The 3827-nt window shown below is 38.8% G+C and carries 3 protein-coding genes; all 3 read left to right on the top strand.

All coding sequences use genetic code 11. From position 1 onward, the window contains the following. The first annotated feature begins 245 nt into the window (after positions 1 to 245). Positions 246 to 1094 carry an alpha/beta fold hydrolase gene (locus V7183_RS01525; RefSeq protein ID WP_335358479.1) on the top strand — a complete coding sequence of 283 codons (849 nt, stop codon included), beginning with the start codon at positions 246 to 248 and terminating at the stop codon, positions 1092 to 1094. A 506-nt stretch (positions 1095 to 1600) separates the two neighbouring features. Continuing rightward, positions 1601 to 2461, top strand: a complete 861-nt coding sequence (locus V7183_RS01520) for a DnaD domain-containing protein (RefSeq protein ID WP_335358478.1) — start codon at positions 1601 to 1603, stop codon at positions 2459 to 2461. Further along, positions 2458 to 3744: a replicative DNA helicase gene (gene dnaB, locus V7183_RS01515; RefSeq protein WP_335358477.1), complete on the top strand. Its 1287-nt coding sequence runs from the start codon at positions 2458 to 2460 to the stop codon at positions 3742 to 3744. The genes V7183_RS01520 and dnaB overlap by 4 nt, the downstream gene beginning before the upstream one ends. Positions 3745 to 3827 lie beyond the last annotated feature (83 nt).

Raw genomic sequence — 3827 nt, 5'->3', positions numbered from 1 at the left:
TAAGAATGTTTTGTTCGAACAATCAGAGTTGTCGGTTATTTATGGAGTGTTATACAATAAGAACGTATATTCTAGTAAGTGTGTACAGTGTTCTTTTTTAGCCCCTATATAATGAAGATTTAATTTATTAAGACGAAACCGTATTGATTGTAACTTGACCTTTTAGATTTAGTGAAATGAAGACATTAAGCAGAAAAACTTTTTTGTTTCTAAAGAGATTGATTAAAAAATGAGGAGGAGTTTTCATGATATGCCATATTAGAGACGCAGAAATATATTATGAAATAATTGGCGAGGGAAAACCTATAATTATGTTACATGGTTGTTCTCCTGATCATAGGCTTATGATGGGATGTATGGAATCAGTATTTCATAAACATACGGGTTATAAGCGTATTTATATTGATTTACCAGGTATGGGAAAATCGAATGCCCCTAACTGGATAAATAGTTCTGATATATTATTAGATGTCTTAACTTTATGTATAGAAAAGATTATTCCTGATGAAAGCTTCCTGCTTGCGGGAGAATCGTATGGTGGATATTTATCTAGGGCGATGCTGTCAAAAATGCCTCACCGAATTGATGGGTTATTGCTAATATGTCCCGTTATAATTGCAGAGCATGAAGCAAGAACTGTTCCAAGTTATAATATGATTATAAGGGATGACAAGTTTTTAAGTAGTCTTTCGTCAGATGAAAGACAGGAATTTTGTGAACTGGCAGTGATAGCAAACGAATATACGTACAATCGATATAAAGAAGAGATCAAGCCAGGGCTTACAGTAACCAATACTGAGTTTGTTGAAAATCTGCAAAAAAATTATAGGTTATCATCCAATGTAAATGAACAAAAATACTCAAAACCAGTTCTTTTACTCGCTGGACGGCAAGATATAGTTGTAGGTTATCAAGACTTATTAGAAATCATTGAAGACTACCCACGAGCAACATTTGCAGTTTTAGATATGGCAGGTCATAATTTGCAAATTGAACAACCTGAGCTATTCGAGAGTTTGGTTGGGGAATGGGTGAAACGGACAGAAAATATTAGTCTCTCTGGTTCATGTGAAAGGGAACAAAAGATTCGTTAAGTAAAAAAATCATCTTTATGATGATGCTTTATGTCCATTTAATTGCATCTAACTAAGAACAAATTAGCGTAATAAATAACTTGATTTTTTTATTAATGGGGACTGAGATTGAATGATTAATTTTTTACTCATTTCCCTTATAGACATATCAATATGTATTTGTAAAAAGAAAGACGCTCATTAAGTATAGAAACCACTTGATGAACGTCTTTCTTTTTAAACAGCATTATTATTTGTTTATGTGAAATGAATTCCGCTCACTATTAGTCGATCATAGTAAAAATAATTTAAATAACAGCCCCTTATAAGCCCCTACCAAGCCCCTTACAAGTAATAAATCATTACAAAAACAAAACAAAAACAACTACTACAACAATTCATTAAAAAAATAACATCGTAGTAGTAAAAAAAATTTTAAAATTAATTGCCCAATTTCCTCCTCAATCTCTATATGTATGAAAGAAGCGGCAATTTTATATTTGCCGTCAAAGACGGGAGGAATATATATGGCAGTATACCGGAATGTACAGGTGAACTTTTGGCAGGATGATTTTGTACTCGATTTAACGCCGGAGGAGCGATACTTTTATATATACTTGCTGACATGTTCGAAAACGACGCAATGCGGCATTTATCCATTGCCGAAGCGTTTAGCGGAAATGGAAACAGGCTACAACAGAGAGACTGTTGAGAAGTTACTGCAGCGGTTTATTGAATATGGAAAAATACAATATGATGCAGAAACGAAGGAATTATACATCGGAAATTGGGTGCGCTATAACCCCGTTACGAATACGAACGTTGAGAAATGTGTACTTCGTGAGTTAAAGACTGTGAAAAGCAAAAAGTTTGTACATATGTTCTTGCAAAAATGTTTGGAGGAAGAGCTGAATATTCCGCTATTACTAGAGTATTTTGGAATGCCAAGTGAAGCATCTGTGGTTATTCCTCAAGAGATTTTTGAAAGTGGTGAAACGGATGGGGAAGTAGAAGAGGCGGAGCCAGGAAGCAGTGTATTTATGTTTTATGAACAAAACTTCGGTAGTTTGTCGCCTTATACTGCGGATGAATTAAGTGAATGGATGGCAGATTTGTCAGAGGAGCTTGTACTGAAAGCACTCCAGATTGCGCATGAAAATAATAAGCGGACGCTTGCTTACGTGAAGGGCATTTTACGAGATTGGCACGGAAAGGGATATAGGAAGCTCATTGAAGTAGAGGAAGCAGCAGTGAAGTTCAGGAAGAAGGAACCGTCTATTATGCATGAGACGAAGCAGTTTCTGGAGGAGTGTGAAGAGTGGGAGAAAAATGTACCGTCTGAAGAAGAGCTGCAGAAGTTCTTACAGGAGAAGGGGTGGCGTCCATGAGCATTCAAAACGTCGAGGCTGAACAAACGGTACTAGGATCTTTGCTTCTTGATGGTGCACTGATTAAGGAGTGTAGGCTGACCGAGCAGCACTTTTCTACGGCTATGCATCAAGCAATATTCAAGTTGATACGGAAAATAGAGGAAGAGGGACAGCCGCTTGATCTTGTTACGCTTGTTTCAAAAATGGAGCCTGGATTTTTGGAACAGATTGGCGGTATTGAATACTTTGTAAATATAATCGAGGGTGTTCCAACTACTGCCAACTTCTCCTATTATGAGGGGCTTGTTTGGGGTGCGTGGAAAATGAATCGTGCGGGAAGTGCGGCGCACAGCATGTGTGAGCGGCTTCTTGCGGAGAAGGATGAGAAAATCATCGGTGAGAAGATTACAACGCTTTGTGAACTGGAAGAGGTAGATCGTACATTAGATTTTGATTTGAAGGACACGTTAGTCGGTCTGTATGAAGAACTTCACCAAGATACAGAAGAGCTTATAGGGATTGAGACTGGCTTTTCAGCTTTAAACAAGATGACGTGCGGTTTGCAGGAAGGCGACTTTGTTGTGATTGGAGCCCGGCCTTCTATGGGAAAAACGGCGTTCGCCTTAAATATTGCGCTTCATGCGTCAAAATCGGATGCAGCGGTTGGGCTATTTTCTTTGGAGATGAGCAATAAGCAACTGCTAAAACGGATGGTTTCCTGTCTAGGCGAGGTATCAGGGAAGAGGCTGAAAAACCCGAAGCATCGTTTTGCGATAGAAGACTGGGAGAAAACAAGCCGGGCGTTTGCGGAAATCGGAGATCTGCCCTTAGAGATTTACGATAAGGCAGGTATTACAATGCAAGACATTTGGATGCAAGTACGAAAGCTGAGACGAAAGCATGCAGATAAAAAATTACTTGTTGTTATTGATTATTTACAGCTCATTACAGGTGATTCGCCATATAAGGGAAACAGGTTTCAAGAAATGAGTGAAATCTCTCGTAAGTTAAAGCTGATGGCTCGTGATTTGAATGTATGTGTAGTTGCGCTATCGCAGCTGTCCCGTGCGGTAGAGGCGCGTCATGATAAGCGCCCGCTTTTGTCTGACCTAAGGGAGACAGGACAAATTGAACAGGATGCGGATGTCATTATGCTTATGTATCGGGAGGATTATTATGATAAGGAAACGGAAAACAAGGATGTTACAGAAATTCATGTGGCGAAGCATCGAAACGGACCTGTTGGGATGATGAAGCTGCGGTTTTTGAAGGAGTATGGGCGGTTTGTGGAGGGGAAGTAGGGGGATAAGTGAATCTGTCACTTCCTTAATGCTCACTTCGTTCCGTTTATCGTTAATAGATACATTTTTGTTAGTATTTTGTA

Origin of the sequence: Bacillus sp. JJ1127, from assembly GCF_036965845.1 — a bacterium.
Lineage (GTDB): Bacteria > Bacillota > Bacilli > Bacillales > Bacillaceae_G > Bacillus_A.
Note: the sequence above shows the minus strand (reverse complement) of the source record. Positions and strands in the feature narration are given on the sequence as shown.